Annotated in this window: 23 protein-coding genes; 11 read left to right on the top strand and 12 right to left on the bottom strand. The window is 65.4% G+C overall.

All coding sequences use genetic code 11. The annotated features are described in order from the left end of the window. Positions 1 to 53 precede the first annotated feature (53 nt). Complete coding sequence (locus ACHFB9_RS12760) at positions 54 to 1,592, bottom strand: hypothetical protein (protein WP_417067606.1); 1,539 nt, start codon at positions 1,590 to 1,592, stop codon at positions 54 to 56. 353 nt (positions 1,593 to 1,945) lie between these two features. Between ACHFB9_RS12760 and hemA the strand changes: the two genes are divergently transcribed. Genes hemA through grxD form a run of 4 tightly spaced genes read left to right on the top strand, consistent with a single transcriptional unit; the run spans position 1,946 to position 5,510 of the window. Beyond that, entirely contained in the window at positions 1,946 to 3,202 is a 1,257-nt protein-coding gene (hemA, locus tag ACHFB9_RS12755) for a glutamyl-tRNA reductase (protein WP_417067604.1), read from the top strand. Positions 3,203 to 3,229: 27 nt separating this feature from the next. Continuing rightward, the gene (gene prfA / locus ACHFB9_RS12750; protein ID WP_417067603.1) at positions 3,230 to 4,312 is read left to right on the top strand and encodes a peptide chain release factor 1; all 1,083 of its coding nucleotides are present in this window, start codon (positions 3,230 to 3,232) and stop codon (positions 4,310 to 4,312) included. Continuing rightward, positions 4,309 to 5,139, top strand: coding sequence for a peptide chain release factor N(5)-glutamine methyltransferase (gene prmC / locus ACHFB9_RS12745; RefSeq protein WP_417067601.1), 831 nt, complete (start codon positions 4,309 to 4,311; stop codon positions 5,137 to 5,139). The genes prfA and prmC overlap by 4 nt, the downstream gene beginning before the upstream one ends. 59 nt (positions 5,140 to 5,198) lie before the next feature. Then, the gene (gene grxD / locus ACHFB9_RS12740) at positions 5,199 to 5,510 is read left to right on the top strand and encodes a Grx4 family monothiol glutaredoxin (protein ID WP_417067600.1); all 312 of its coding nucleotides are present in this window, start codon (positions 5,199 to 5,201) and stop codon (positions 5,508 to 5,510) included. Between the two features lie 7 nt (positions 5,511 to 5,517). Here grxD and ccsA read toward each other — a convergent pair whose 3' ends face one another. Both ccsA and ACHFB9_RS12730 read right to left on the bottom strand, forming a co-directional pair. Next, positions 5,518 to 6,534, bottom strand: coding sequence for a cytochrome c biogenesis protein CcsA (gene ccsA / locus ACHFB9_RS12735; protein WP_417067599.1), 1,017 nt, complete (start codon positions 6,532 to 6,534; stop codon positions 5,518 to 5,520). Continuing rightward, positions 6,531 to 8,117, bottom strand: a complete 1,587-nt coding sequence (locus ACHFB9_RS12730; RefSeq protein WP_417067597.1) for a cytochrome c biogenesis protein ResB — start codon at positions 8,115 to 8,117, stop codon at positions 6,531 to 6,533. The genes ccsA and ACHFB9_RS12730 overlap by 4 nt, the downstream gene beginning before the upstream one ends. Before the next feature lie 87 nt (positions 8,118 to 8,204). On the opposite strand from ACHFB9_RS12730, the gene yihA reads away from it, so the two are divergent. The 3 genes from yihA to ACHFB9_RS12715 are packed head-to-tail and all read left to right on the top strand — an operon-like array spanning position 8,205 to position 10,332. Continuing rightward, entirely contained in the window at positions 8,205 to 8,840 is a 636-nt protein-coding gene (gene yihA / locus ACHFB9_RS12725; RefSeq protein ID WP_417067595.1) for a ribosome biogenesis GTP-binding protein YihA/YsxC, read from the top strand. A gap of 11 nt (positions 8,841 to 8,851) precedes the next feature. Continuing rightward, entirely contained in the window at positions 8,852 to 9,862 is a 1,011-nt protein-coding gene (gene hemB / locus ACHFB9_RS12720) for a porphobilinogen synthase (RefSeq protein WP_417067594.1), read from the top strand. Positions 9,863 to 9,870: 8 nt separating this feature from the next. After that, positions 9,871 to 10,332 carry a GNAT family N-acetyltransferase gene (locus ACHFB9_RS12715; RefSeq protein WP_417067593.1) on the top strand — a complete coding sequence of 154 codons (462 nt, stop codon included), beginning with the start codon at positions 9,871 to 9,873 and terminating at the stop codon, positions 10,330 to 10,332. A gap of 2 nt (positions 10,333 to 10,334) precedes the next feature. Here the strand turns inward: ACHFB9_RS12715 and ACHFB9_RS12710 are convergent, their stop codons facing one another. Together ACHFB9_RS12710 and ACHFB9_RS12705 are read right to left on the bottom strand one after the other, a co-directional pair. After that, positions 10,335 to 10,982 carry a pyrimidine 5'-nucleotidase gene (locus ACHFB9_RS12710; RefSeq protein ID WP_417067592.1) on the bottom strand — a complete coding sequence of 216 codons (648 nt, stop codon included), beginning with the start codon at positions 10,980 to 10,982 and terminating at the stop codon, positions 10,335 to 10,337. Continuing rightward, complete coding sequence (locus ACHFB9_RS12705; protein ID WP_417067591.1) at positions 10,979 to 11,860, bottom strand: methyltransferase domain-containing protein; 882 nt, start codon at positions 11,858 to 11,860, stop codon at positions 10,979 to 10,981. The genes ACHFB9_RS12710 and ACHFB9_RS12705 overlap by 4 nt, the downstream gene beginning before the upstream one ends. A gap of 106 nt (positions 11,861 to 11,966) precedes the next feature. On the opposite strand from ACHFB9_RS12705, the gene ACHFB9_RS12700 reads away from it, so the two are divergent. Beyond that, a complete protein-coding gene (locus ACHFB9_RS12700) occupies positions 11,967 to 12,521 on the top strand; it encodes a hypothetical protein (protein ID WP_417067590.1) in 555 nt (184 codons plus the stop codon). A 16-nt stretch (positions 12,522 to 12,537) separates the two neighbouring features. On the opposite strand, the gene bioB is transcribed toward ACHFB9_RS12700, so the two are convergent. Further along, the gene (gene bioB / locus ACHFB9_RS12695; protein ID WP_417067589.1) at positions 12,538 to 13,503 is read right to left on the bottom strand and encodes a biotin synthase BioB; all 966 of its coding nucleotides are present in this window, start codon (positions 13,501 to 13,503) and stop codon (positions 12,538 to 12,540) included. Between the two features lie 57 nt (positions 13,504 to 13,560). Between bioB and ACHFB9_RS12690 the strand changes: the two genes are divergently transcribed. Beyond that, complete coding sequence (locus ACHFB9_RS12690; RefSeq protein WP_417067588.1) at positions 13,561 to 14,271, top strand: ComF family protein; 711 nt, start codon at positions 13,561 to 13,563, stop codon at positions 14,269 to 14,271. Between the two features lie 9 nt (positions 14,272 to 14,280). On the opposite strand, the gene ACHFB9_RS12685 is transcribed toward ACHFB9_RS12690, so the two are convergent. From ACHFB9_RS12685 to metG, 6 genes are all read right to left on the bottom strand, one after another. Continuing rightward, a complete protein-coding gene (locus ACHFB9_RS12685; RefSeq protein ID WP_417067586.1) occupies positions 14,281 to 17,337 on the bottom strand; it encodes an EAL domain-containing protein in 3,057 nt (1,018 codons plus the stop codon). A gap of 115 nt (positions 17,338 to 17,452) precedes the next feature. After that, positions 17,453 to 18,055, bottom strand: a complete 603-nt coding sequence (locus ACHFB9_RS12680) for a peroxiredoxin (RefSeq protein ID WP_417067584.1) — start codon at positions 18,053 to 18,055, stop codon at positions 17,453 to 17,455. Between the two features lie 54 nt (positions 18,056 to 18,109). Next, complete coding sequence (locus ACHFB9_RS12675) at positions 18,110 to 18,394, bottom strand: acylphosphatase (protein ID WP_417067583.1); 285 nt, start codon at positions 18,392 to 18,394, stop codon at positions 18,110 to 18,112. After that, complete coding sequence (locus tag ACHFB9_RS12670) at positions 18,391 to 20,034, bottom strand: SulP family inorganic anion transporter (protein WP_417067582.1); 1,644 nt, start codon at positions 20,032 to 20,034, stop codon at positions 18,391 to 18,393. The genes ACHFB9_RS12675 and ACHFB9_RS12670 overlap by 4 nt, the downstream gene beginning before the upstream one ends. 105 nt (positions 20,035 to 20,139) lie before the next feature. Then, positions 20,140 to 20,376 (bottom strand): hypothetical protein, encoded by a 237-nt coding sequence (locus tag ACHFB9_RS12665; protein WP_417067580.1) that lies wholly within the window; start codon positions 20,374 to 20,376, stop codon positions 20,140 to 20,142. Between the two features lie 7 nt (positions 20,377 to 20,383). Beyond that, positions 20,384 to 22,471, bottom strand: a complete 2,088-nt coding sequence (metG, locus tag ACHFB9_RS12660) for a methionine--tRNA ligase (RefSeq protein WP_417067579.1) — start codon at positions 22,469 to 22,471, stop codon at positions 20,384 to 20,386. A gap of 155 nt (positions 22,472 to 22,626) precedes the next feature. Between metG and apbC the strand changes: the two genes are divergently transcribed. Continuing rightward, positions 22,627 to 23,718 (top strand): iron-sulfur cluster carrier protein ApbC, encoded by a 1,092-nt coding sequence (gene apbC / locus ACHFB9_RS12655; RefSeq protein WP_417067577.1) that lies wholly within the window; start codon positions 22,627 to 22,629, stop codon positions 23,716 to 23,718. Between the two features lie 92 nt (positions 23,719 to 23,810). Then, on the top strand, positions 23,811 to 25,319 hold the full coding sequence (locus tag ACHFB9_RS12650; protein WP_417067576.1) for a hypothetical protein: 1,509 nt from the start codon (positions 23,811 to 23,813) through the stop codon (positions 25,317 to 25,319). The last annotated feature ends 40 nt before the right edge of the window (positions 25,320 to 25,359 follow it).

Raw genomic sequence — 25,359 nt, 5'->3', positions numbered from 1 at the left:
AAACGGTATGGGCAGCGGATAGTGAATCTTAACCCCGAGTCAGGCTCCGGGGCTCAGGGCCGGGCGGAAAACTCCATGCTTGTGCTCTGCTCGTTCAGGCGGATCAGTTCGCAGTGGGCGAAGCGTTCGACCTGCTCCATCGCTTCGAAACGAAGGTGCTGCCCGTGCAGGGGAAGGCTTAGCTCAAGGCCTGGGGCGACTTCGTCCAGCGGTGCGAGAAGCCCCGGGGCGTTGCCCAGACGAGGAACCTTGGGCAGGAAGATCAGCGGAATCGGTGCGGGGCTGGTATTGGCTTCATCGGGCGGAGGAGTGAAGCCTGTGGCGAGGCCACTGCCGCCGAGCAGCTCAAGCCCCAGCTCCTGGTCGTGGCTGTAGCGGCGGCGTGCGCGGCGGGCGACGGTCAGGCTCAGCCCGGATCCCTCGCGCGCCGCGAGACCGATCAGCTCGCCGATGCCGATGCGGGTCGGTTCGATGGCGACCTGTTCGATCCGGAAACCGGTCGCGCTGTGGTCGGCGATCTCCCATTCCTCGCCGGGAATCTCGCAGCCCTCCATGCCTGCGTGCATGGAGAGGTTCACTGCTTTGCGCACCGCGTCGAAACCGATGAAGATCGTCGCATGGGGGCGCAATGGGTAGCGCCGGGTCTGGCGCTGGGCGTGACGGCTCCACTTCTGGCGCAGCTTGTCGAGAAGGAACTGATAGTCCTCGTTGCGGGCGTTGCGCGGCAGGCCCAGACGGGTCGGCGAATGGCCGGCAGCGAGTTCTTCGCGCTGGATGTCGAGGCGGGCGAGAAGCGGGTGGGTATCGAGCAGCAGTCGGTCGAGCACTTCCGGTTGAACCTGCTGGCTGCCCAGCATCGGGCACAGGGCTCCTTCGGTCGGCCAGACGAGAAACCAGCCTTCGTCATCCCCTGTCCATTCCGAAGGGGGGGTGATGCGGGTCAGCTGTCCATAGCGCTCGATATAGAAACGGGCCTCCTCGATCTCTTCGGCGGTCAGGGTCTGCGGGTCGGCCAGAGCCAGCAGCAGAATCCGCGTCAGAAACCGCGTGACGGAGTCCGAAGTCTGTTCGTCGAGAATCGTGTCGTGCATGCGCGCTTCGCGGGCGACGAGGTAGAGCTGCGTCGTCAGAGTCCAGTATCCGCTGTCCAGTACATGGTGCAGGCGGCTGGCGAGCAGGGCGCGGCGATAAGCGTATTGGCCGCAGCGCAGAGCGGCGATGCGGGTGTTCCGGTCGGGCGCTGCGCTGCGCAGGCCGGGCCGCAGGGAGTAGAGCAGCGCCAGATAGGCCTCGCAGAGGCGGATCAGCAAGCGCTCGGCCATCTGGCCGCAGCTCGGAGACGCTGTGTCAGAGAAGCTCTCGGTTTCCAGCGAAGCCAGAACCGGGACGAGCTGTTCGGTGAGGCGTTCAAGGAGATCGAAGCGCTGGTCGCTGGGCAGCGAGCTCCCGGCCAGGCTGGGCAGGCGGGCAAAGACGCTTGCGCAGCAGTGCTGCAAATGTTCGACGGGCAGATCCTCTACCCAGTCGCGCAGGGACTGCAGATCCCTCTGCTGCTGAGCGTTTCGGCCCAGCAGAGCGGGAAACAAGGCCATTCGGTCTGAAAGCTGGTGATGAATCTCTCTGAGGGAGCGTGCAAGCATGACCGGTTCCCTTGTCTCGATCAGGGTTACAGAACCCCGGGTCAATGAAGCATCAATATCCGGATTGTATGTTGGAATTCTGATCCGGAGCGAGGGCGGCCGGGGCTGCGCCAGAGACACAACAGGAAGGATAGCCCATGTTCCCGGAGCCTGATCGAGGCGGGGTGGGCTTCGCGGATCCGCTCCGCGCTTGCCGGGTGATCGTTGGCGGTCGGGTGCGGCGGACGGGATGCTACAATTTCCGGTCTCGCGAGCGCCAGAACGGCGGTGCTCGCCCCCCGTCGATCTCTCCCTTCGCCTCATTCATGACCCTGTTCGCGCTCGGAATCAATCACCACCTTGCGCCGGTCGCACTGCGCGAGCGGGTGGCCTTCCCGCCCGAGCGGATGATCGAGGCGCTGGACTCGCTGGTACAGACGCGGCAGGTCAGCGAAGTGGTGATCCTCTCCACCTGCAACCGGACCGAGCTCTACGGTGCAACCGAGGTGCCTGAAGCGCTGGCCGACTGGCTGGCCGAATGGCACGGAATCGATCTGCCCGAGATTTCGGCGCAGATGTTTTCGCTGTCCGGCGCCGATGCGGTCCGCCATGTGTTCCGGGTCGCGTCCGGCCTCGATTCGATGGTGCTCGGCGAAACGCAGATTCTCGGCCAGATGAAACAGGCCGTGCGTCAGGCCGAAGAGGCCGGAACCCTCGGCGCTCAGTTGCATAAGCTGTTCCAGAAGACCTTCTCGGTGGCCAAGGAAGTCCGGACCCGAACCTCCGTCGGCGCGCACACGGTCTCGATGGCCGCCGCCGCGGTCGAGCTCTCCGAGCGGATCTTCGCGACGGTGCGCGAGCAGAACGTGCTGTTCGTCGGCGCCGGCCAGATGATAGAACGGGCGGCCGCGCATTTCGCCGCCTGCGCTCCGGCGCGGCTGACGGTCAGCAATCGCAGCCTGGAGCGCGCCCAGGCGCTCGCGCAGAACTATGGTGGCGATGCGCTGGCCCTGGAACGCCTGCCCGACGCCCTGGGTACTTACGACATCGTCGTGACTTCGACGGCCAGCCCCGAGCCCGTCATCGGCCTGGCCATGGTCGAGCGGGCGCTCAAGGCGCGCCGCTACCGGCCCGTCGTGATGGTCGATCTGGGCGTGCCCCGTGACATCGCGAGCGAGGTCTCCACGCTCGACGATGTCTATCTCTATACCGTCGACGAGATCGGTCAGGTCGTCGACGCCGGAGTCGAGGCGCGCCAGAAGGCGAGGGGGGACGCCGATGCGATCATCGCCGGGCGGGTCGATGAGTTCCTGCACTGGGTCGAAGCGCGGAGCGCGGTTCCGGCGATCCGCGCGCTGCGCGATCAGGCCGAAACGCTGCGTCAGGCCGAAATGGAGCGCGCCCAGCAGAAGCTCAGGAACGGAGAGGCGCCCGAGCTCGTGCTCGAAGCGCTCTCGCGCGGGCTCACCAACAAGCTCCTTCACGCGCCGCTGCGCTACCTGAACGAGGCCGATACGGGACAGATCCGCTCCGCTTCCGAGCTCGTGCGCAAACTTTTCAACATCGATCGGGGCTGGCGTTGAACGCCCCGCTCATTCACGCGTGACCCTATGAAACCCAGCATCCGGGAAAAACTCGATCAGCTCCGTGCCCGACTGGCCGAACTCGATCAGCTCCTCGCTTCCGAAGACGTGGTCCAGGACATGGATCGCTATCGCAGGCTCAACCGCGAGCACGCCGAGATCGGCCCCGTTGTCGCGCTCTACCAGGGCTGGCTCGTCGCGCTGGCCGATGAGGCCGGGGCCGGCGAGATGCTCTCCGACCCCGAGATGAAGGAGCTGGCTCAGGCTGAGATCGAGGATGCCCGGTCGCGCCAGGCCGAGCTGGATGTCGCGCTGCAGAAGGCTTTGCTGCCCCGCGATCCCAACGACGAGCGCAACCTGTTCCTCGAAATCCGCGCCGGCACCGGCGGCGACGAGGCGGCGCTGTTCGCCGGCGATCTGCTGCGCCTCTATACGCGCTTCGCCGAACGCCAGGGCTGGCGGGTCGAGCTGGTTTCGGCGAGCGAGTCGGATCTGGGGGGCTACAAGGAGGCGATCGTTCGGATCGTCGGCCAGGGCGCCTATTCGAAGCTCAAGTTCGAATCGGGCGGTCACCGGGTCCAGCGCGTCCCGGTCACCGAGACCCAGGGGCGGATCCACACTTCGGCCTGCACGGTCGCGGTGATGCCCGAAGCGGACGAGCAGGCCGAGTTGGTCATCAATCCGGCCGACCTGAGAATCGACACTTTCCGCGCTTCGGGCGCGGGCGGCCAGCACATCAACAAGACCGACTCGGCTGTCCGCATCACCCATATCCCGACCGGCATCGTCGTCGAGTGCCAGGACGACCGCTCCCAGCACCGCAACAAGGCTCAGGCAATGTCGGTGCTGGCGGCGCGGATCAAGGATGGACAGATGCGCGAGCAGCAGGCCAAGACCGCCGCGACGCGCAAGAGCCTGATCGGTTCGGGTGACCGCTCCGAGCGGATCCGCACCTACAACTTCCCCCAGGGGCGGATCACCGATCACCGGATCAACCTGACGCTGTACAAGCTCGATGCGGCGATGGACGGCGACATCGGCGAGCTCGTCGATGCGCTGCTCGCCGAGCATCAGGCTGAACTGCTCGCCGCGCTGACCGACGAAGCATGACGCTGCCCACGACTTATGGAGAGGCGATCGCCGCCGCTCAGCCGCTGATCGGCCTGCGCGAAGCGCGCGTGCTGCTGCGCGAAGCGGCGGGAGCGAGCGCCGCGGCGGTTCAGGCCTTTCCCGAACGTGCGCTCGCGCCCGAGGCGGCCCGGCGCTTTACGGACTGGGTCGCGCGTCGCGCGGCCGGCGAGCCCGTCGCCTATCTGCTCGGCGCGCGCGAGTTCTACGGGCGGATGTTCGGCGTCGGCCCCGAAGTGCTGATCCCGCGGCCCGAGACCGAGCTTCTGGTCGAGCTTGCGCTCGCGAAGGCCGCGGAATTCGCGGCGCCTCGCCTGCTCGATCTGGGCACCGGCAGCGGTGCGATCGCGATCACGCTGGCGCTCGAAGCGCCGGGGGCCAGTGTCGCCGCGGTCGAGTATTCGGCCGCCGCGCTTGCGCGCGCCCGCGCCAACGCCGAGGCGCTCGCCGCGCGCATCGACTGGTATTCGGGCTGCTGGCTCGCGCCGCTCGGCGATCGGACCTTCGACGTGATCGTCTCCAATCCCCCCTATATCCGCGCAGGCGACCATCACCTCGGTGAAGGCGATCTGCGCTTCGAGCCGGGCTCGGCGCTGTCCTCGGGGCCGGACGGCTTGGCCGACATCCGGACCATCATCGCCGGAGCGCCCGCTCATCTCGCCCGCGGCGGCTGGCTGCTATTCGAACATGGCTACGATCAGGCCGAGCCGGTCCGCGCGCTGCTCGCCGAGGCCGGTTTTTCGGCGGTCGAATCGGTCCGCGATCTGGCCGGGATCGAGCGGGCCAGCCTCGGGCGTCTTGAGAATTGACTGGGCCTGAGGCTTTCTCTAGACTTACTTGACTTTTTTGCTCGGGTATAGAGGAAGATATGAGCGTTCAGGAAACGATCCATCAGACCGTCACCGGCAACCCGGTCGTGCTCTACATGAAGGGCACGCCCGAGGCGCCGCAGTGCGGATTCTCGGCGACCGCCGTCCAGATTCTGAAGGTGCTGCACGTCGAGAACTACGTCGCGATCAATGCGCTGGCCGACCCCGAAATCCGCCAGGGCATCAAGGACTACGCGAACTGGCCGACGATCCCTCAGCTCTACATCAACGGCGAGTTCATCGGCGGTTGCGACATCATGAAGGAGATGTACCAGTCGGGTGAGCTGGCGGCGCTGCTCAAGGGCGCCTGAGCGCATCTCACGCGTAGGAGTGCAGGCCGGGCAGCAGCAGGTTCACGCCGACGAACGCGAAAGCGGTCACGGCGAGGCCCAGCACTGCCCAGCCGGCAAGCAGGGTGTGGTTTGCCCGGCGCCCGAGGCTCTGGTGCAGCCAGGCCGCGTAGTTGAGCCAGACGATCAGGGCCCAGCTCTCCTTGGGATCCCACTGCCAGTAGCTTCCCCAGGCTTCATTCGCCCACAGCGCGCCGAAGACGATCGATAGCGTGAAGAAGGCGAAGCCGGTCGCGATCGCGCGCTGACACAGTGCGTCGAGTTCGGCCGCCGCTGCGCGTGCAAGAAGTCCGCGCCGTGCGAGCAGCGCGGCGAGCCCGGTCATCGCGGCGAGCGTGAACGCGCCATAGCCGATCAGGCAGGTGGGGACGTGAAGCTTCAGCCACGGGGAGTGCAGGGCCGGGGCCAGCGGCTCGATCGCGGCTTCGCCCGACAGCGCGGCACCGATCAGCCAGAAGGCGACGCCGGAGACCGCGCTCAGCGACAGCGCGAGCAATGCCTCCCCTGCTGCCCGGCGCGCGACGAGGAGGGCGGATAGCGCGCTCAGGATGCACAAGAGCGCCAGCACTTCGGACTGACTGGCGAGCGGAAGCTGGGCGTTCCCCGGCAGGATCAGCGAAGCTTCATAGGCGCGCACGACCAGACTGTTGAGTCCGGCGCCCGTCGCGACCCAGGCGAGTGCGCGTGCCGCCCGCGCCGCGTCCGGTGAGCGCAGGCCGAGCCAGGCCGCGGGCATCGCAAGCCCATAGAGCAGGCCCATCCACAGCAGCGAAGTCTGGCTCGCGAGGAAATACTTGAGCAGGAAGATCTGCTCGGCCCGCTCAATCCGACCCTGATACAGCGCGATCGCGGCGAGCGAGGCGATCGCGGCGATCGCGAGGAAAGCGCCGAGACTTCTGCTGCGGCGGATCAGATCGACGAGGACGGCGCAGACGGCGAGGCCGCAGACTGCGTCGAGAGCTCCATGCAACTGCGCTGGATTCATGCGGACCCCGGGGGCCTGCGAGGGCGATTGAAGAACATCAGCAGCACTCCGCTCGCGAGCATCAGGCCGCCCAGGCCGACCCAGGGCTTGCCCGGCGAGCGGCTGGCGATCAGCACGCTCGCGCTCAGGCGTTGCCGGTCCCGCTCTTCGAGCAGCACCGGCGCCCGGTAGAGAAAGCCGTCGCTGATCGCGGCGAGAGAATCGCGCACGAAGCGCGCGTGCTGCGCCGTGCGCGGGAAGCTCCCGCCCTGCGCGAGGTCGAGCGCTTGCCAGGCGAGCGCTTCGAGCAGCTTCAGGAACAGGCTTGCGGCCTGGTCGCGCTCGGCCGCCGGGATTCTCTGCTCGATGAAGGCGTCGAGCGAAGCGAAGCCCTGGCGCTGGAAGAGAATCAGCGTCTTTTGTGCGCTCGCTTCGCGCGCGTGGCGCTCGGCCGGCTCGGCCGTCGTGCCAGCCGAGCGGCGGGCGAGTTCGCTTTGCCGCTGCGGGGCGAGCAGGATGCGCCGCAAAGCGAACCAGGTCTCGACGCTCCCTCTGTCGTCGAGCGGAATCTTCAGATAGTGAAAGGGCTCGGTCGCCGAGCTTCGCTCGCCCGAGATCAGATAAGCCTGGCCATCGATGCTCAGCGCCTGGGCCGAGTTTGAATAATCGCGCGCTTCACCGCTCGCATCGCGCAGCCGGTACTGGAAGGCCGGTAGAGTCAGAGGTGGTTTGTGCTTGCTGGTGCCGCTGCCCAGGCTCGCCGTGAGCTTCGCGAAGAAGCTCCGCTCGGTACGGCCAGAATCGAGCGAGATCGGCGCGATGCCGCTCAGTTCGATCCGCTCGGCTCTTGCCGCGAGGCGGGCCTCTTCGCCGGCTTCGAGCGTGAGCCACTCGTCCTTGCCGCCGTCCAGTCCCCGGGCGCGCAGCGCGAGCCGGCTCACATCGACAAAGCCGGCCTGGGTCAGGCTCACGCCCGAGTACTCGATGGGCGCGTCGAGCGCGACCCGGAGGATCCGCTTCTTCGCTGTCCGCCCCTCGCCCAGTTCGAGTTCGCTCGCTCTGCCGGGCTCGATGCGTTTGGCGCGGATCGTGAAGGGCAGAGGGTGTGCCGCCGCATCTGCCGAGTCGAGCCGGATCCGCTCGCCCGTTTCGCCTTCGCGCAGCACCAGCCTGCCGTGAAAGGCATAAGGCGTCGCGTCGAGCAGCAGGCCCGCGCAGATCAGCAGCAGACCGCCGTGGGTCAGCAGATGGCCGAGTGCCCGCCCGCCCGTGGGGCGGGACAGCTTTCGGCCGCGGCTCAGCAGGCTCAGCGCGAGTTGGGCGAGAAGCAGAGCGATCAGGGCGAGAAAGCCCGCACTCTGGTGAATCGAGGTGAGGCCAAGATCCGCGAAGAGGGCCGACCAGAGCGGGCCGAACAGCGTGAGCGTGACGTCCGCGCTCGCGTTTTGGGGGATCAGCGAGGCGAGCGCGGTGACGAGCGCGATGAGGCCCAGCAGAGCCAGCGCGCAGCGCATCGATGCGAGCGGCCGGGCGAGGCGCGCGATCCGCGAATACGCCGGGAGCGGGGCGGCCCCGCCAGAGCTCCAGACAGTCCGTTTGCGCACGCGTTCGAGCCCGGTTGATCCTTCAGACCTGTTATTCTACGGGAATCCCCAATATCTGAAGGCCGTGCCCCGGCACGCGCATCCCGCATGAGCCTGTTCCGCCACGCCAGCTTCGAGACCTCGATCGCCAAACCCCAGGGCCTTCCCGAATCTTCCGCGCCCGAGATCGCTTTCGTCGGCCGTTCGAACGCCGGCAAGTCCAGTGCGCTGAACACGCTGGTCGGCCACAACCGGCTCGCCTTCGTGTCCAAGACGCCAGGCCGGACCCAGCTGATCAATTTCTTCCGCCTGCCCAACGGTGCGGCGCTCGTCGACCTGCCCGGCTACGGCTATGCTGACGTTCCCGAGTCCGTTCGCCGGGAGTGGCAGGAGCTGCTCGAACGCTACCTGTCCCAGCGGCGGAACGTGATCGGCCTCGTCCATATCATGGACTGCCGCCGTCCGCTGACGCCTCTGGATCGGCAGCTTCTCGACTGGTTTGCGCCCAGCGGTCGTCCGATCCATATCCTGCTGACCAAGTCGGACAAGTTGAGCCGCGGGCCGGCCGCCGCCGCGCTGATGGAAGTGCGCCGGCAGCTGCCGAACTGGGGCGATCATCTGACGGCCCAGCTCTTCTCCAGCCTGAAGAAGAGCGGAGTCGAGGAAGTCGAGCGGGTGGTCGGCAAGTGGTTTGACGATCTGAATCCTGATCCGGACGGAGGCGTTCCGGACCTGCGAGCTTGAAAGGTTTTGCAATGAATGGACAGTTCCCCGCGACGCGGATGCGCAGAATGAGGCGCGACGGTTTCTCGCGCCGGCTGATGCGCGAGCACCGGCTCAGCTCCGACGATCTGATCTATCCGGTCTTCGTCGTCGAAGGCTCGGGCGTCACCGAGTCCGTCGCGTCGATGCCGGGCGTCTTCCGCGTCTCCATCGACAAGCTGCTCGGCATCGCCGAGCAGGCCCAGAGCCTGGGCGTCCCGGCGCTGGCCCTGTTCCCCGTCGTCGGGGTCGAAGGCAAGTCGGAGGACGCCGCCGAGGCATGGAACCCCGAAGGCCTCGTGCCGCGCGCGGTTCAGGCGCTGAAGGCGCGCTTCCCCGAACTGGGCGTCATCACCGACGTCGCACTTGATCCCTATACGAGTCACGGCCAGGACGGCCTGATCGATCCGGCCGATCCGCGCGGCTATGTGCTCAACGACGAGACGCTGGAAGCGCTGGCGAAGCAGGCGCTCTGCCATGCCCAGGCCGGGGCCGATGTCGTCGCGCCTTCCGACATGATGGACGGACGGATCGCCCGGATTCGCGCCGAGCTCGACGCGGCCGCACTGATCCACACCCGCATCCTCGCCTATTCGGCGAAGTATGCGTCCTGCTTCTATGGGCCTTTCCGCGATGCGGTCGGTTCGGCGGGAAATCTGGGCAAGGGCAACAAGAAGACTTATCAGATGGATCCGGCCAACTCGGACGAGGCGCTGCGCGAAGTCGAACTCGACATCGCCGAGGGGGCGGACATGTTCATGGTCAAGCCCGGCCTGCCTTATCTGGACGTGATCTGGCGGGTCAAGCACGAGCTCAAGGTGCCGACCTTCGCCTACCAGGTCAGCGGCGAGTACGCGATGCTGCAGGCCGCGATCGCGAATGGCTGGCTCGATCGCCGCGCGGCGATTCTCGAGAGCCTCGTAGCGTTCAAGCGCGCCGGTGCCGATGGCATCCTGACTTATTCGGCGCTGGACGCCGCCCGCTGGTTGCGGGAAGAGGCTTGATCCGGGCCATGATCCGCGAAGACCTCGAGCAGGTCTTCGCGGTCCAGTGCCGCGCGCATGCGCCCGACTACCACGAGCCGGTCGAGGCGCTGGCGAGCCGGCTTGAAAGCGGAGGCGACCACTGCTTCGTCGCCGCAGGCGCGGAGGGGCTCGCGGCCTATCTGCTCGCCCACCCGTGGCGGGGTTCGCCGCCGGCTCTGCACCGGCCTCTGATCTGCGCGGGTGAACCCGACCATCTCTTTCTGCACGATCTGGCCGTCGCGCCGGAGTGCCGCGGCCAGCGCGTCGCCGTGGCCTTGCTCGAAGCTTTGCTCGCGAAGGCGCAAGGTCGCCGCTTCGCCGAGATCCGCCTCGTCGCGCTGGCGGGCGCTCAGGCCTTCTGGCTTGCCCACGGCTGGCGAGCGCAGGCCGCGCCGCTCGCCGGGGCCTACGGCGAAGGCGCTTGCCTGATGAGTCGCTCGCTCGGCTGAGTTCAGCGCGCGAGCCAGGCGGCGCGACCGATCTCGAGGATGCTTCCGAGCTTGACGTCGACGCAGGCGGGCTTTCCGGGCGCGCTGCTGATCCAGACCGTCTTCATGCCCAGAGCGCGGGCCATGCGAAGGTTTTCGAGCGAATCCTCGACGAGGATGCAGCGCTGCGCCGGCAGCTTCAGCGCCCTCAACACGGCGCTGAAGGCGCGCGGCTGGGGCTTGGGCTGCAGACCCAGCGCCTCGATTCCGAAGACTGCGGCAAAGTTCCGACGCGCGCCGATATGCGCGAGCACCGCGTTCGCATAGGCCTGGGGGCCGTTCGAGAACAGATACTTGCGGCCTGGCAGTCGGCGCAGCAGGGGGGGGAGTGCGCGCTTGAAGACCAGCAGCGAGCGAAGGTCGGGGAAGTCATGCGTAGCCTTCAGAAAATGGGCCGGATCGGTGCCGTGATGGCGGATCATCCCGAGCAGCGTCGCTCCGTAGCGTTGCCAGTAGCTCATCCTCAGCGCGTCGGCTTCGGCTTCATCGAGCGCCAGATGCTCCATCAGATAGTCGGTCATCGCGCGGTTGATCCACGGGAAAACCCTGGGATTGGCGTCGTGCAGCGTGTTGTCGAGGTCGAACAGCCAGACGCGCGAAGCGGCGCTCATCCGTTTTTCCTGTCGGCGAAGCGGATCACCGCGCGACCGTCGTCGGCGAACCTGGGCGCTTCCTTCCAGGCGTGGCCATAGACGATCTCGATCGTCGCCGGCAGCCGGCCGTCGCAGCGCAGTGCTTCGTAATGCTCGCGGGCGAGTCGCCAGCCGTCCTTTCCCGACAGCCCCCGCGGTCGCGCGCCCGACGCGTTCGTCGCGCCGGAGGCGCGCAGGTCGGCGAGCAGTGCGTCGAAAGACGGGTAGGCGAGCGTGATCGTCTCCATGTCCATGACCGGGCCGGCGAAGCCGGCCTCAACCAGCGAGTCGCCCAGATCGTGCATGTCGATGAAGCGGTGCACCCGCTCGCCGGCCGCGTCGGGCAGAGCCGCGCGCAATTCCTTGAGCGTATCCGGCCCCAGCGTCGAGAACATCAGCATGCCGCCGACTTCGAGCACCCTGTGCATCTCGCGGATCGCCGGCATCGGGTCGGCGAACCAGTTCAGCATCAGGTTGGACCACAGCATGCCGACCGAGGCGCGCGCGAGCGGCAGAGCCTGGGCGTCGGCGCAGATCAGCCGGGGATCCCGGCGGGTGCCGAACAGCCGCTCGAAGAAGCGGCGCTCGCCGCGCGCGAGTCCAAGGCGGGGCAGAGCGAAATCGATCCCCAGCTTTTCGGCCTTCGGATAGTGCTCGGCGAGCCGGGCGAAGTCGGCTCCCGCGCCGCAGCCCAGATCGAGGATGAGTTTGGGTTCGACCCGGATATAGGCGAGGCGCTCGGTCATCCGCCGCGACACCTCGCGGGCGAGAAAGCCCGTCTCGCCATCGTCGGCGTGGCGGGAGAAGCGCTCGCGGGCGAGGCGGCGGTCGAGCGAGAAATCGGCAGGAATGCTCATTTTGCTATTCTAAGGTCTGACGGATTCGGGGCGAAGCCTTGTCTCGGACTTGATCCCTGAGCGCGCTTGCGGCAGCCTGACACAGGCATTTCAGACGGGAGGCGTTGTGGGGAAGAGCGACACCGAAATCGGCTGGGACGAGCACAAGCCCTATCCCTGGCTCGTCTTTCGCGTGGTTCTGGCGGCCGCGCTCGTGGTGCTCGGGGTCTGCCTGGGTGGGGCGATGGGAATCCTGACCGTACTGCCCCTCGTTGCGCTGTGCATCGCCGTGCCTCTGACCCATGCGCTCTTTGCGCTGTTCGACGATCTGCGCCACTCGGCCTTTCGCGGCTGGAGCGGAAGCTGGTACGAGTTCGAAGGGATACAGATCCGTGTCATCGAGGAGACGTCCTGCACCTGGGTTTCGCTCGCTGATCTGCTGCGCGGCCTCGGTGAAGCCCACAGGGGGCGCGCACTCCGGGGCCGGCTGGCAGCAATTCCCGAAGGGCAATGGAGATGCTACGAAGGTATCGGGGCCTGTCTGTCCCAGCAAGCGGTGAGGGACGTTCTGGCCGCCTACTGTTCGTCCGATGCCCGGCGCCTGTCGTGCTGGTTTGAACGCGACGTGCTCTTTGCTCACGAGAGGCGCCGCGGTCGCCGGCAAGGCGAAGCGGCGCTTTGAGCGCCGCCCCGGCGGCTCAGACCGACGCGATGTCCAGCTTTTCGAGCAGTTCGCGGTCGGCTTCGGCGTCGGCGTTGTCGGTCGTCAGCAGCTTCTCGCCGTAGAAGATCGAGTTCGCTCCGGCCAGGAAAGCCAGAGCCTGACCTTCGTCGGAGAGCCTCTGGCGGCCGGCCGACAGGCGCACATGGCTTTTCGGCATCGCGATCCGCGCCGCAGCGATGGTCCGGATGAACTCGAAGGAATCGAGCGGCGGCTGATGGGCGAGCGGCGTGCCGGGGATCGCGACCAGGTTGTTGATCGGCACCGATTCGGGAGGAGGATCCATCTTTGCGAGCTGGGCGATCAGCGCCGCGCGGCCGCGCCGGGATTCGCCCATGCCGATGATGCCGCCCGAGCAGACGTTGATGCCGGCTTCGCGAACCTTGCCCAGCGTGTCAAAGCGGTCGGCCTGAGAGTGGGTGCTGACGATCTGCTGGTAGTGTTCGGGGGCCGTGTCGAGATTGTGGTTGTAGTAGTCGAGTCCGGCTTCCTTCAGGCGCTCGGCCTGGCCTTCCTTGAGCATGCCCAGCGTCACGCAGGTCTCCAGACCTAGCGCCTTGACCTGACGGACCATCTCGAGCACGGGTTCGAGGTCGCGTTCCTTGGGGCCGCGCCAGGCGGCGCCCATGCAGAAGCGGGTCGCGCCGTTGGCTTTGGCGAGCTTCGCTTTCTCGACGACTTCCTGAACCGCCATCAGTGCTTCGTTCTCGACGCCGGTATGAAAGCGCTTGGCCTGGGAGCAGTAGCCGCAGTCTTCCGAGCAGCCTCCGGTCTTGATCGACAGCAGGGCCGAGCGCTGCACCGCGTTCGGGTCGAAGTGCGCGCGGTGCACTTCGGCGGCGCGGTAGACGAGGTCCATGAAGGGCAGATCGAGCAGAGCCAGCACCGAGTCCGTCGTCCAGACCGGATTCGTGGGGGTTTTGGCATCAGCGGAAATAGTCATGCGGCGTTCTTTCTACGACGGGAAGACAATCGGTGATTATCCGGCAAAGGAAATGCCGTGCCAAACTGGACGCGCGCCACGCACGATTTCGCGACGAATCTTCTCTCGGCGCTGCTGCCCCAGAGCTGTTTCGTCTGTGGCGGCCCGGCCGGCGCGCAGGCTGTCTGCGCGGACTGTTTCGCCGAGTTCCCGGCGCTGTCCGAAGGCCTGTGCCCGGTCTGCGCGCTCGCGTCCCCGCAAGGGCAGATCTGCGGCGCCTGCCTGAGGAAAAAGCCGGGTTTCGATGCGACCCACGCGCTCTACCCTTACGAATTTCCGATCCGTGAGCTGATCCACGGCCTGAAGTTCGACGCCGATTTCTGTGTGCCCCGGGTCTTCGCGGTCGCCTTGCGCGAAACGGCGAAGCGCTGCTTGGCCGACTGCGTCGTGCCCGTCCCGGTCCATCCGGTGCGGCTCGCCGAACGCGGCTTCAACCAGGCCTTACTGCTCGCCAAGCCGGTTGCGCAGAGTCTCGGCGTGCCGCTCTTCCGAGACGCTCTGGTCAAGGACAGGCTGTCGCTCGCCCAGGCCGGACTCGCGCGCGAGGAGCGGCTCAGGAATCTGCAAGGGGCTTTTCGGGCGCAGCGCAGCTTTGCCGGGATGCGGGTTCTGGTCGTCGACGACGTGATGACCAGTGGCGCGACGCTCTGCGAAATGGCTGTTGCGCTGCGCGCGGCCGGCGCGGTCCGGGTCGAGAATCTGGTCCTGGCGCGAACCGCCGCGCCTTGAAGGCGGCGATCAGGCCGCGTGGATGGCGCGTGGGCGCAGGAATTCCTTGCTCAGGATCTCACCGAAAGTTTCGGCAGGAACCGGCCGGCAGTAGTAGTAGCCTTGGGCGATCAGGCAGTTTTCAGCACTGAGGAAGCCGACGTGGGCCAGAGTCTCGACGCCTTCGGCGATCACTTCGAGGCGCAGGCTGCGGCCGAGCTGGACCACCGCGCGGACGATCGCGGCATCCTCGCTGTCGTGGGGGACATCGCGGACGAAGCTCTGATCGATCTTGAGCCGATCGACTTCGAGCCGCTTCAGGTAGGCAAGACTCGAGTAGCCGGTTCCGAAGTCGTCGATCGAAAGTCTGACGCCCATCGCCTTGAGCTGTTTGAGCTTGCTCATCACGTCCTCGGCGTTCTCCATCAGCAAGGATTCGGTCAGCTCCAGCTCCAGGTGTTCCGGTGCCAGGGCGCTCTCCTCGAGGACGCTCTTGACGGTTGCGAGGATGTCGTCGCGGCGGAACTGCAGCGCCGACAGGTTGACCGCCATCGTGATCGGCGGCAGCCCGGCGTCCTGCCACTCCCGGGTCTGACGGCAGGCTTCGCGCATGACCCAGCGGCCGATCGGCACGATCAGGCCGGATTCCTCTGCAATCGAGATGAAGCGGTCAGGGGGAACCATGCCGTGTTCGGGACGGTTCCAGCGGATCAGCGCTTCGGCGCCGATGATGCGGCCGTCAGACAGCGAAACCTGGGGCTGGTAATGGAGCTGGAATTCCTCGCGTTCGAGCGCTTGGCGCAGACCGTTTTCGAGCTGCAGGCGTTCGAGCGCATCCGCGTTCATCGTTTCGGTGAAGAAGCGGTAGGTGCTGCGGCCGCTCTCCTTGGCGTGATACATCGCGGTGTCGGCGTTCTTCATCAGGCTGTCCGGATCTTCGCCGTCGCCGGGATAGACGGCGATGCCGATCGAGAACGTGGTCGCGATGCTGTGGCTGTCTATGCCGAAGGCCTCGGTGAAGTGGTTCAGGATCTTTTCGGCGACCCGCCCGGCCGCATCCGCGTCGGCCAGATCGGGCAGCACGATGATGAACTCGTCGCCGCCCTGGCGGCAGATCGTGTCGGACTCGCGCACGCAGCTGCCGAGCCGTTCGGCGACCTTCTTGAGCAGTTTGTCGCCGGCGTGATGACCCAGCGAGTCATTGATCGTCTTGAAGCGGTCCAGATCCAGGAAGAGCAGGCCGACCATGCTCTGTTCCCGGTTGGCCCGTGCGACGGCCTGGAGAAGCCTGTCCTGCAGCAGCGTGCGGTTGGGCAGGGCGGTCAAGGGATCGTGGTGAGCCAGGTAGGCGATCCTCGCTTCGCTGGCCTTGCGCTCGGTGATGTCGGAGAACTCGGCCACAAAGCTCGTCGTTGCGCCGCGTTCATCGTGGACGGCGCTGATCGACAGCCATTCGGGGAAGACCGAGCCGTTCTTCCTCGTGTTCCACATCTCGCCCTGCCAGAAGCCGCACTCGGCGACCGCTGCCCAGACGGTGTTTTGGAACTCTTCGTCGTGACGGCTCGAGGCGAGGAATTCGCCGCTCCGGCCAATCACTTCCTCGGCTCGGAAACCGGTCGCCTTCGTGAAAGCCGGGTTTACGCGCAGGATGCGCTTGTCGGCATCGAAGATCAGGATTGCTTCGACGCTGTTGTCGAAAACGGTCGCGGCGAGGCGCAGCTCGTCCTCGGATCTGCGCCGCTCGGTGATGTCGCTGATCGTGCTGAGTACTGCATAGACTTCGCCGTCCTCTTCCCTGAGCAGCGGTTCGCAGTTCATCGACAGCCAGCGGATGCTCCCGTCAGCTTGGCGGATGCATACGTTGTCGCGGGACGGGGAGCTGTTGTTCAGAGCCTTTTGGCAGGGCAGGCTGGCGAGTTCGCGGGGACGGCCGTTGGCCCAGATGTGGTGGATGTTCTTGTCCTGGAGCAGGCTCAGACTCAGATCCTCTTCGCTGAGGCCGTAGATCTGCGCCGCCGAAGCGTTGCAGAGCAGCACCCGCCCGGTCGTATCGCGCAGCACGATGCCTTCATCGAGCGCCGAGAGTACGGTGCGCAGCTGACCCTCGCTCTTGCGCAGAACCCTTTCGGCTTCGCGGCGCAGCGTGATGTCTTCGAGCACTTCGATGAACTGGGTCGCTTCGCGGCGCATCGAGCGCATCACACTCGCCGTGACGTGGACCCAGACCCGGCTTCCGTCCGGCCTCTGCAACCGTTTATCGAGGCTCGCGGTACGGTCGGGCGTCTCGAGAAGATGGGAGAACATCTGCTCGGTGTGTTCGCGGTCGCGCGGATCGGTGATGATCCGAAAATCCGACTGCAGCAGCTCGGCTTCGCTGTGGCCACAGATCTCGCTATAGCGGCGGTTGACGCGCGTATAGCGACCGGAGAGCGAACACATCGCCATGCCGACCGCGGCCTGCTCGAAAGTCGAGCGAAAGCGCGCCTCGCTGTCTTCGAGTGCCGCTTCGGTCGCCTTGTGCACGGTCAGGTTCACGAGCAGGCTGCGCACCCGCTCTATCCGGCCTCCCGCGCCGCGGTGTAGCGTGCGCATGTCGCGGACGAAGACGGTGTTGCCGTCCGCATGCTGCATCCGGTATTCGAGTTCGTGGTCGTAGCCGAGCGCAATCTGCGCGCGGAAGAATTCGAGCGTGAAGGAGCGGTCTTCCGGGTGCAGGTTTTCGCTCCAGAAACCCGGCTGAAACCAGGCACTGGCCGGGAAGCCAAGAAGCTGTTCCGCCTGCGGCGAGACATAGGTGCACTGTCCGCTCGCCGCGTCGAACTCCCAGGCCACCGCATTGGTGCCCTCTATCATCTGCCGGAAGCGGCTGCTGTCCTCGCGGGCCTCGCGGAGCTCGCGCTCGCGCAGCCGGGATATCCGTCGCCAGTGCCCCAGGCGGCGGAACATCAACACCGCGGCGAGCACTGCGAGCACGGCCAGCAGCGCGCAGGCGGCGCCGGGAAGATCTCCGGGCAGGTAGGCCGCGTGCGCGCGGGAGGACCAGAGGACGGCCGCGCAGCAGGACAGAAAGAGGGGGGCGTGTGACATCATCAGGATGCGGTTCAGACCTTGTACTTACGACCGCCCGCCCGAAAACTTGAAGCCCCGAAGCAAAAAAAATCCTGACAGGGTTACTAAACCCTGCCAGGTTATGACGAACGGTTCAGAGTTCCGGGGCGTGTTGGGCCAGGTAGTCTGCGACGCCTTCGGTCGAGGCCTTCATGCCCGCTTTGCCGCGCGACCAGCCCGCCGGGCAGACTTCGCCGTTCTCTTCGGTGAACTGCAGCGCATCGACGAGACGCAGCGTTTCGTCGATGTCGCGGCCCAGCGGCAGATTGTTGACCAGTTGGTGCTGGACGATGCCGCAGCGGTCGATCACAAACGTGGCGCGCAAGGCGACGCCACTCTCTGCTTCGACGTCATAGGCGTGGGCGATTTCGTGTTTCGTGTCGGCGACCAGCGGGTAGCCGACCGGACCGATTCCGCCGCGGCCGGCCGGCGTGTTCTTCCACGCGAAGTGGGTGTAGGCCGAGTCGATCGAGACACCGATCACTTCGACCTGGCGCTTGCGGAACTCGTCGAGCCGGTGGTCGAAGGCGATCAGCTCGGAGGGGCAGACGAAAGTGAAGTCCAGAGGGTAGAAAAAGAGGACCGCGTATTTGCCGAGAATCGCTTCTGAAAAGGTGAAGCGGTCGACGATTTCGTTGTTGCCCAGAACCGCGGCGGCGGTGAAATCGGGTGCTGGTTTGCCGACGAGTACAGCCATAGGGGACTCCTTGGGTGTCAGGGGCGGGGCCATCGGCCCGGCGCCGACAGCGCTTTAGAGTGTAGGTCGCTCCGAAAAATCTGCTGGCACCGCCTCCCCGTCAGCGGACAGGATTTCGATGTCGGTCACTTGCGCGGTGGGCGGGCCGCGCCTGGCCCAGCGCAGCAGCTCGCCGAGAGCTTCGGCCTCTCCGGCGACCAGCGCCTCGACGCTGCCGTCCCGCCGGTTGCGCACGAAACCGGCGAGGCCCAGAAGGCTGGCCTGCTGGACCATGTACCAGCGAAAGCCGACTCCCTGGACCCGTCCGCGTATCCGCCAGAGCTGGACCTGGATCGTCATGGCTTTCTGACCAGGGCCCGGGCGTATTCGAGTGCCTCGACCGAGGTGCCAAGGATGTTTTCGCCCCCCAGGCGCTCGCTGAAGCCGCTGCTCTCGATCAGATTGCGCAGCGGCGCGTTGAGCCGACACAGCACCAGCTGGATGCCCCGTTTGCGCAGCGCGCGCAGCAGGTTGTCGAGCATTTCGAGCGCCGTCGCGTCGAGGCTCACGACCGTGTGCAGGTTCAGGATCAACACTTTCGCCTCCATTTCCTCGGGGTCGAGCTGATCCTCGATCTTGCCGACCGTGCCGAAGAACAGCGAACCGTAGATCCGGTAGCTGAGGATTCCTTCGTCCTTTTCCTCGACGTAGGCGGTATCGAGTGTTTCCTCGGTTGCGCCGGTCAGATCCTGGATGTGATAGATGAAGAAGAGGCTCGCCAGCACCATGCCGATCTCGACAGCAAGCGTCAGATCGAATACAACGGTGATCAGGAAGGTCGCGATCAGAACGGTGCGGTAGTGCGAAGAATAGCGGCGAAGTTCGCGGAATTCGTGCCATTGACACATGTTGAAGGCGACGACGACGACGATCGCCGACAGTGCGGCGAGCGGCACATGAGCGGCGAGCGGCGCGGCGATCAGCACGATCAGCAGCAGCGTGAGCGCATGGATGATGCCGGCCACCGGTGTGCGGCCGCCGCTGCGCACATTGGTCGCGGTGCGGGCGATCGCGCCGGTCGCGGCGAAGCCGCCGAACAGCGCTGCGGCGATGTTCGCGAGGCCTTGGGCGAGCAGTTCCTGGTTCGGTTCGTGACGGTCATCGATCAGACCGTCGGCGACACGCGCCGAGAGCAAAGACTCGATCGCGCCGAGCAGCGCGATCGTGATCGCCGGCGTGATCAGCTTGCCCAGGTTCGACAGATCCAGTTCGGGAATGCGCAGGGGCGGAATGGACTGAGGAATACCTCCGAAGCGCGAACCGATCGTCTCGATCGGCAGCGGGTAGAGGATATTGAGCGTCGTCGCGGCGACCAGAACGACCAGAGGCCCGGGCAGGCGGGCCATCCATGAGACGCTCCTGGCGAGCCGGTTCCAGCCGAGCAGCACGACCAGCGACGCGACCGAGATGCCCAGCGTCGGTAGGTCGGTCCGCGGGAGGGCCTGCCACAGCGCGTGGACTTTCGCGAAGAACTCCGCGGGAAGCGCGGCGGGAAGGCCCAGGAAATCCTTGATCTGGGCGAGGAAGATCACGACCGCGATGCCGTTCGTGAAGCCGATCACGACCGCGCGGGGGATGAAGCGGATCAGGTTGCCCAGGCGCGCGAGCGCCATGCCGACCAGGAGCATGCCCGCGAGCATCGTCGCGAGCAGCAGGCTCTGCACGCCATAGTGGACGAGGATGCCGTAGACGATCGGGATGAAGGCGCCGGTCGGGCCGCCGATCTGTACGCGCGAGCCGCCGAGCAGCGAGACGATCAGGCCGGCGACGATCGCGGTCCAGATGCCAGAAGTCGGGCTCATGCCCGAAGCAATCGCGAAGGCCATCGCGAGCGGCAGCGCGAGCACGCCAACGGTCAGGCCCGAGGATGCGTCGCGGGCGAAGCTGGCGCGGTCGTAACCGGCCAAAGTTTCAAGGAGTTTGGGACGGAATGTGAACACGGTGAACCTTTCTGCGGAAAGAGGAGGAATCAGTGCAGAAAGGTCGACCGCCAGGGCCGACACGGTGCTGGGTGATCCAGCGTTTGGTCCGGGTCAGCGGCATGATCAGTGCGCGCGCTTCGCCTGACAGAGCGCGAGCGCGGACGTGACGAGCTTGATTGCGGCGACGAGGGTGCCGATGAGGCCCAGGCCGGCGCAGGCCGCGGCCTGCCCCGTCGAGAGCTCGCTTGCGAGGCCCGTGAGGCCGGCCACTCCCCAGCCCAGCAGCGCGAGCGCTGCCAGATCCACCGCGATCCAGGAGAGGATCGCGGGATGGCAGAGAAGGTCGGCGCGCGCGCTCACTTTGGGTTCAACGTACCTTCATGCCCGGCACGGCGCCGGAATCGGGGGACAGGATGAAGAGGCCGGGCACTTCGCCTGCTTCATCGGAGGCAGCCAGAACCATACCTTCGCTGAGACCGAACTTCATCTTGCGCGGAGTCAGGTTTGCGACCATCACGGTCAGCCGTCCGGTCAGCTTGTCCGGATCGTAGGCCGACTTGATCCCGGCGAAGACCTGGCGGGGGCGGTCCTCGCCGATGTCGAGCTGAAGTTTGATCAGCTTCGCCGCACCCTCGACGTGCTCGGCGCTGACAATCTTCGCGATCCTCAGATCTACTTTCGCGAAGTCGTCGATGCTGATGAAGGGCTCGAACTCGTCGGTCTTGTCCGCTTCTTCCTTCGCGAGGTGGGCCTGCTTCTGGGCATGGCGCTGGGGCTGTTCGGGCGCCTTGGGCGGCAGAGGCGTTGTTTCGCGTTCGAACAGCGCGTCGAGCTGTTTCGGTTCGACCCGGGTCATCAGATGAGAGTAGGGCTGGATTTCGACGATGTCCAATGCGGATTCCCATGTCGAGAAGTCGCAGTTGAACATTCGGGCGACCTTGGCCGCCGTTTCAGGCATCACCGGGGCGAGCATCCGGGTCAGGCGCGCGAACGCATTGAGCGCGACCGAGCAGACGCGCTGCAGATCCGCTTCGCGGCCGGGCTGCTTGGCGAGCTCCCAGGGGGCGTTCGCATTGACGTACTCGTTGGTCCGGTCGGCCAGCGCCATGATCTCGCGGATCGCCTTCGAGTATTCGCGTTCATCGAAGTACTTGCCGATGGCCGGAATGCTCTCGTCTATCGTCCGGATCAGCGCGGTGTCCTGGGCGTCACGCTCGTGGGTCAGCTTTCCTGCGAAGCGCTTCGTGATGAAACCGGCGCAGCGGCTCGCGATGTTGACGTACTTGCCGACCAGATCGGCATTGACGCGGGCGATGAAGTCCTCGGCCGTGAAATCGACGTCCTCGACGTTCGCGTTGAGCTTGGCCGCGAGGTAGTAGCGCAGCCATTCCGGGTTCATGCCGATATCGAGGTAGCGCAGCGGGCTGATGCCGGTGCCGCGCGACTTGCTCATCTTTTCGCCGCCGACCGTGACGAAGCCGTGCACGAAGATGTTGTCCGGGTCGCGATAGGGTTGGCCCGCGAAATGCAGCATTGCCGGCCAGAACAGGCAGTGGAAATAGACGATGTCCTTGCCAATGAAGTGGACCTGCTCGGTGTCCGGGTCGCCGAGCAGTGCGGCGATGTCGAGGCCGCGCTTCGCGCAGTGATTCTTGAGGCTGGCGAGGTAACCGACCGGAGCGTCGAGCCAGACATAGAAGTACTTGCCTGGAGCGTCGGGAATCGGAATGCCGAAGTAGGGCGCATCGCGCGAGATGTCCCAGTCCGCCAGGCCCCCTTCGCCTTCGAGCCATTCGCGTGCCTTGTTCGCGATCTGCGGCTGCAGCCGGCCGTCCTGGGTCCAGCCGCGCAGGAATTCGACACAGCGTGGGTCGGACAGGCGGAAGAAGAAGTGTTCGGACTCGCGCATCACCGGAGTTGCGCCGGTCAGTGCCGAGTACGGGGTCACCAGTTCGGTTGGTGCATAGACGGCGCCGCAGACTTCGCAGTTGTCGCCGTACTGATCCTTCGCGCCGCACTTCGGGCACTCGCCCTTGATGTAGCGGTCGGGCAGGAACATGTTCTTGACCGGGTCGAAGAACTGCTCGATGACGCGCCGCTCGATGAAGCCGGCGTCGCGCAGGCGGCGATAGATGTCCTGGGAGAGCTGGACGTTCTCGTCCGAATCGGTCGAGTGCCAGTTGTCGAAGGCGATGTGAAAGCCGTTCAGGTACTGAGGCCGGCCGGCCGCGATCCCGGCGACAAGCTGCTGGGGCGTGATGCCTTCGGCTTCGGCCTTGAGCATGATCGGAGCGCCATGCGCATCGTCAGCACCGACGAAATGCACTTCGTGGCCCTGCATTCGCTGATAGCGAACCCAAATGTCGGCCTGGGTGTATTCCATGATGTGGCCGATGTGGAAAGGGGCGTTCGCGTAGGGCAGGGCGGTCGTGACGAAGAGCTTGCGCTGGGGCATGGCGGGAATTCCGCAACGAAAGTAACAATTCTAGCAAGCGCAGCGCGCTTCGGCTTTGCGCTGGCCCAGTTTTTGCCCTTCCGGGACGGGGCTCGTGGGGTTTTCGGCCCATGTTAAACTTGAGCAAATGACTCAACTTTAGCCGGGAGATCGGGATGAGCGTGACTGAGCAGACGGTAAGAATGACCGCGGAAGCCTTGACCGATCCGAACACCGGCAAGCCTTACTCGGCGCACAAGGCGATACGCTCGATCAGGATAGCGGGCGACTCGGTCGAACTCGACGTCGAACTCGCCTACCCGGCGGCGAGCCAGTTCGCGGCGATCGCCAGGCAGATCGAGGATGCGGTGCGGGCTCTGGAGGGGGTCGAGCAGGCGCATGTGCGGATCAGCAGCCGCATCGTCGCGCACACGGTCCAGGGCAACGTGGCGCTTCTGCCCGGCGTGCGCAACATCATCGCGGTCTCGTCGGGCAAGGGCGGGGTCGGCAAGAGCACGACGGCCGTGAACCTCGCGCTGGCCCTGTCCCGCGAAGGCGCCCGGGTCGGCATCCTCGACGCCGACATCTACGGCCCCAGCCAGCCGCAGATGCTGGGTCTGGCCGGGGCTCAGCCGCAGAGCGAGGACGGCAAGATGATGCTGCCGCTGCGCGCCCACGGCCTGCAGGCCAACTCGATCGGTTTTCTCGTCGACGTCGAACAGCCGATGGTCTGGCGCGGGCCGATGGTGACCCAGGCTCTGCGCCAGCTCTTGACCGAGACCGCCTGGGACGACCTCGACTACCTGGTTGTCGACATGCCTCCGGGCACCGGCGATATCCAGCTGACCCTGGCCCAGGGCGTGCCGGTGACCGGCGCCGTGATCGTGACGACGCCGCAGGACATTGCGTTGCTCGACGCGCGCAAGGGCCTGAAGATGTTCGAGAAGGTTGCGATCCCGATTCTCGGCATCGTCGAGAACATGAGCATCCACATCTGCTCGAACTGCGGCCACGCCGAGCACATCTTCGGTGAGGGCGGCGGCGAGCGGATGTGCGCCGACTACGGAGTGCCTTTCCTCGGCGCTCTTCCTCTGGACATCAGGATCCGCGAGCAGACCGACATCGGAGTGCCGACCGTCGTCGCCGATCCCGAGGGGCCGTTGGCTCAGGGCTACCGCGCGATCGCGCGCAAAGTCGCGATCGCGATCGCTGACAAGCAGCGCGACATGCGCTTCAAGTTCCCGAACATCGTCGTTCAGAACACCTGAGAGCCCGCCGCGGAGTTGCCTGTCAGCGATTCAAGTTATTGCGGCTTAAGCCGATATAACGGGCATTCCGGCATTCCTGTCAGGTGGTTGGTGTGGAGCTTCTTGGCGTGGGCGCCTCGGGCGCGTGGAGTGATTCTTTTCGTTCACAGCCAATCCGCGCCCTTCCGGCCGGCGAGCCAATCGCGATCGCCGATGCCTCGGTTTCGCTGGCGAGCGGAACTGACGTCGTGGAGCCGGTTTATGCCTTGTCGATGCTGATCGAGCCGCAGCTGGCCTGGACGTCGGAGCCGGAGGATGAGCTTAGTCAGATCATGCTGGGCAACCTCAAAAAGAGGTCCTTCGCGTCCGGGGATTCCTCGTCATTATTGAGCGGGGTGGGCGCGAAGCTTCTGGATCGTTTTTCGACGACGCAAAGCGATTTCAGTCAAACGCTTGTCAGTTACGATCCTGATTACTGGAACCCGACGGTCGAGGGCGCTTCAATCAACTACAGCGCCGCGGATATCACGCATACGAGCGCGACGGAAGCATTGAAAAGTGCCGCGGGTGCGGGCAATCGGGTGGGGTTCAGGATCCGGACGCTAACCGGGAAAACGGTTGATATTTCGCTCTCCTATGGGGGCAACGGCAAGGAGATCAGAAACAGCCTGAGTGTCAGTGTCCGTGTCGGCGGTGGCGAACTGAGCGCTGCGGAGAAAACGGCCGTCGCAGAGCTCTCCTCCGGGTTCGAAAGCTTTCTCCAGTCGGTTGGCCAGGGAACGGGGGCGGTCGATGTTTCCGGGCTGACGTACGATGCCACGGTGCTCTCGGGCATTGACCTCACGGTTCGCCAGACTCCGCAATTCGGGTCTGAGCTCAAGTCTCTCGATTTTCATGCCAATTCAAAACAGAGAAGCTTTGCCCTCGAGACCACGAAGAGCCATCTGAGCCTGACGGTCGATTTGACTCAGCCAGCCATTTTGGGTTCGTCCGCTCAGCAGCATGCCGCGGTTCAAAATTACCTGTCTCAGTTCGATGCCGCCAGTCAGCGTGGCCATGGCGACTCCAGTCTGCTCGGCCAGTTCAAGGATGTGTTTGTCGCGCTCCACTCGAACTACCCGACGAGCGACGGATCGACCTCGCCGACGATCAGCCCTCTCGCGCTGAACGACAAGGACCGCGCGGTGCTTACCGGGTTGGCCGACTTTGAAGTCAGCCTCAGCGGTGACTTCGCCAAGGAGAGCGAGGCGGGTCATATGGAGTATCGGGCGGCCCAAAGCACCAAGGTCGTCGGTGAGGGGAAATGGAACGGTCTGTCGGTCAGTCAGACTCAAACGACCCGCCTCAAATCGAACTTCCTTCAGGGGCCGGATGGAGGTCCTCTGAATGTCGGAACCGGGAACTACGAGTCGATCAGCATTGACGACGAAACCTCGTCAATCACATCTTTTGCTTACACCAAAGACGAATTGCAAAGCGCCAAGGTCAGCTCGCTGGTGAGTCAGATGGAATCTCTGAAGAAATTTGTCAATTTCAAAGTGGTCGAGGAGCGGGATTCCCCATTGAAACAAGCTGACGAGAAAGACATTTCCGCGTTGCTTGTTCCGCCCAAAAAGCGGTGAGGAAGCCGCACCGGTGGGGCGGGTTTTGTTTCGGCGTGAC

The sequence above is a fragment of the Niveibacterium terrae genome (assembly GCF_048213115.1).
GTDB lineage: Bacteria > Pseudomonadota > Gammaproteobacteria > Burkholderiales > Rhodocyclaceae > Niveibacterium > Niveibacterium terrae.
Note: the sequence above shows the minus strand (reverse complement) of the source record. Positions and strands in the feature narration are given on the sequence as shown.